Annotated in this window: 4 protein-coding genes; all 4 read left to right on the top strand. The window is 58.7% G+C overall.

Annotation, left to right across the window (positions count from 1 at the left end):
• Window positions 1–273: 273 nt before the first annotated feature.
• Window positions 274–501, top strand: coding sequence for a site-specific DNA-methyltransferase (locus tag BKY27_RS20300; RefSeq protein WP_199559140.1), 228 nt, complete (start codon window positions 274–276; stop codon window positions 499–501).
• The gene (locus BKY27_RS19425) at window positions 501–953 is read left to right on the top strand and encodes a DUF5681 domain-containing protein (RefSeq protein ID WP_071676105.1); all 453 of its coding nucleotides are present in this window, start codon (window positions 501–503) and stop codon (window positions 951–953) included. Before BKY27_RS20300 ends, BKY27_RS19425 begins: the two co-directional genes overlap by 1 nt.
• Entirely contained in the window at window positions 946–2418 is a 1473-nt protein-coding gene (gene terL / locus BKY27_RS19420) for a phage terminase large subunit (RefSeq protein WP_071676104.1), read from the top strand. Before BKY27_RS19425 ends, terL begins: the two co-directional genes overlap by 8 nt.
• 204 nt (window positions 2419–2622) lie before the next feature.
• Window positions 2623–3307, top strand: a 685-nt coding sequence (locus BKY27_RS19410; RefSeq protein ID WP_233491918.1) for a hypothetical protein, incomplete at its 3' end; no start/stop codon positions are given.

The following is a 3307-nucleotide window of genomic DNA, read 5'->3' as shown; positions in this document are numbered from 1 at the left end:
CGCAGCGGTCTTGGCAGAACAGCCGCAGACGGCCCCGGCTTGCGAAAAGGCCATCCCGGCTGCGATCATCCCAACAACTTGAGGCGCTGGTGTTCGAAGAAAGTGATGTCACGGAGCCGGACGCCGCGGATGCGGATGACCTGGCAGAGTTGGCGGCGCAACCGGCGGTCACGCAGCCTGGGGATCGATGGATTCTCGGGGATCACAGGATCTTCTGTGGCTCTGCCTTGGACAGAGCCGCGCTTGCTGACTTCCTGGAAGACCGCATGTTTGATGCGGTCTTCCGGGACGACGCTGCTTGCCGCGGAGCGGTGTCGGCGGCGCTGTATCGGGATCGAGCTGGATCCCGGCTATGTCGATGTGGCGATCCGCCGTTGGCAATCTCTGACCGGTGAGACGGCCGTTCATGCCGAGACCGGGCGCAGGTTTACGGCCATGGAGGGCGAAGCAGTGGGCACCCCGCCGCCCCCGACATCTCACAAGATCGAGGAGGACTTCTGATGGGGACTCATGAGACCGCGGGGGACGACTACGAGGTGGGCTATGGCAAGCCGCCGAAGCACACCCAGTTCAAGAAAGGGCAGTCTGGCAACCCGAGTGGCAAGGCCAAGAAGGAGGCCTCACTGCAGGCGACGCTCGAAAAAATCCTTAACGCAAAGCTTTCTGTTACGAAGAACGGCCAACAGGTGCAGATGTCCAAGCGCGAAGCTGCCTTGGAGATGCTGGTCCAGAAGGCAACGAAGGGTAGTCACCAACATCTGAAGCTTCTCATTCAGCTTGCCGATGAGGGTGACGCCCCGCTTGGTCCCGAGGCGGACTTGGTTTTGGCGGACGCGGATCTCGCGGTTCTGAAGACTCATGCTGATTGGGTCGGGCTTGTAGAGGCGGTGGAGGAGGAGCTGAACGCCCAGAAGGGGGACGAGCAAGTTCAGGGAGGTGGGCACGATGACTGATCCATCCGCGGCCAAAGACGTGCGGTCCTTGTATCGGCAAGAGCTATTCCCCTTCGTACACCGCGCCTTCCTGGAACTGCGGCCTGGCACCCCGTTCCATGAAGGATACCACGTCCGGGCCATTTGCCATGCCCTGGAACGCGTCGAGCGCGGCGACGTAAGGCGTCTTCTGATCCTGTTGCCACCCCGCCACCTGAAATCCTTCTGTGCCAGTGTCGTCTTCCCGGCCTGGGCCTTGGGGCGGAACCCGGCCCGGCGGATCATTTGCATGAGCTACGGCCTCGATCTTGCCGAGGGATTCAGCCGCGACAGCCGCCGGCTGATCGATTCAGCCCCCTACCGAGGTGTCTTCCCCGGCCTCCAGCTGGACCCGAAGCGGAGCTCGGTCGAGGAACTCAGAACCACGCGACACGGCTTTCGGATGGCAACATCCTCTGGGGGAGCCTTGACCGGCAGAGGTGGCGATCTCCTGATCCTCGATGATCCCTCGAAGGCAGCGGACGTGGCCTCTGAAACTCATAGAGACAAGCTTCATCAATGGTTTACCGACACGGTCATGACGCGCCTCGACAATCCCAAGATGGGCGCCGTCATCGTGGTGGCGCAGAGGTTGCACCATGATGACTTGCCGGGCCGCCTCATTGCGACCAGGGGCTGGGAAGTTCTGGAGCTTCCCGCAATCGCGCGCTGCGACTGTAAGGTGTCCTTGACCGACAATCTGGACTGGAACCGCGAAAAGGGGACCGCGCTTTTACCCGAGCACATGGATATTCCGCAGTTCGAGGAAAAGTGTCGGGAGATGGGGACCCGGGCTTTTGAGGCGCAGTACCAGCAGGCTCCGCAACCGGCCGGGGGCAGTATCATCAAGCCCGAGTGGTTTGGGGAAATCCCCGAAAATCTCAGACTTGGCGATTATGAGGCAATCACCCAGAGTTGGGACACCGCTGCAATTCCGGGGGAAACCAACGATTACTCGGTCTGTACGACCTGGGGCCTGCTTGGCAATCATATGGATCTGCTCGACGTCTATCGCGGCCAGCAGTTACAACCAGATTTGCTGCGCATCGCTGCAAAACTGCGGGAGAAATGGAAGCCGAACCTCATCATGGTTGAATCAGTCGGAGTGGGAACAGGCTTTGCTCAGCAGCTTGAGCGGCAGGATCGCAAAGGTGTCCGATGGTACACCCCGAAAGGCTCGAAGGTCGAGCGCATGGCCATCCAATCGCCCAAGCTGGAAGACGGTCAGGTTCGCTTGCCGAGGACGGCCCCCTGGAAAGAACAGTTCCTGGCCGAGGCAGCCGCCTTCCCCAACGGCAAATACGATGACCAGGTCGACTCCATGTCCCAGGCGCTCTTTGCCCTCGACTGCAACCTTGTCGAAATCAGGCACTGCTCAAGGTTCAAGGGGCCGGGTTACCCTAAGGCGCGGGTATTGTACCCCAGGGACCAGACGGAGCACGGTTAAGTCGATTAGATCGAGGTGGATCGCACCTATACTCGAAAACTGTCAGGCTCATAACCTGAAGGTCGTAGGTTCAAATCCTACCCCCGCAACCAAAATACCAATGAAAACAAGAGGTTGATCGAAGGCTTGACCGCTTGTTTCGTTGAAAATAGCCTTACACACATCTTACACACTTTCACACATGTGCAGCCGGGGCGCGTTTCCATGGCAAAACACACGATTCTAGGCGGGAAAGTTCACGTGTACCGGCGCGAAAACAGCCGGTACTGGCAGTGTTCCACTTTTCTGCAAAGCAAGAACCACCGCACGACGACAAAGGAAGAAAGCTTGGCGGCCGCCAAGGAGTTCGCTGAGGACTGGTATCTCACGCTTCGAGGGAAGCAGCGGGCTGGCGAGTTGATCACTGAGCACACCTTCTCTGACGCGGCGGTAGCCTTCCAAAAGGAATATGAGGTCATCACCGAGGGTGAGAGGAGTTCAAAATGGGTTGAGGGGCACAAGGCAAGAATCCGTCTGCATCTGATGCCGTTCTTCGCGAAGATGGGTTTATCGCAGATCAAAGCAGGAGCGGTTCAGGACTATCGCGTTGAACGCATCCAAAACCCGGCAAACGACAAGTCGCCGGCGTATTCTACGCTCCATGACGAGATTGTAACCCTTCGCCTGGTGTTGAAAACAGCCATCCGCAAAGGCTGGCTTGATCACTTACCCGATCTCTCAGCGCCCTATCGCGCTTCGGGCAAGGTGGTGCATCGCGCGTGGTTTTCACCTGACGAATACCGTCAGCTCTACACGGCAACTCGAGCAAATATTGGACCTGTCGCGGTTTGGTGCCGCTCCTTTGATAGCATAATGTGCAGCAAAGGAGACGAGCTATGGGCACAGGAAG

Origin of the sequence: Nioella nitratireducens (genome assembly GCF_001879715.1) — a bacterium.
In the GTDB taxonomy this organism is placed as follows: domain Bacteria; phylum Pseudomonadota; class Alphaproteobacteria; order Rhodobacterales; family Rhodobacteraceae; genus Nioella; species Nioella nitratireducens.
The sequence above is the reverse complement of the archived record's forward strand: the minus strand, read 5'-3'. Positions and strand labels throughout refer to the sequence as shown.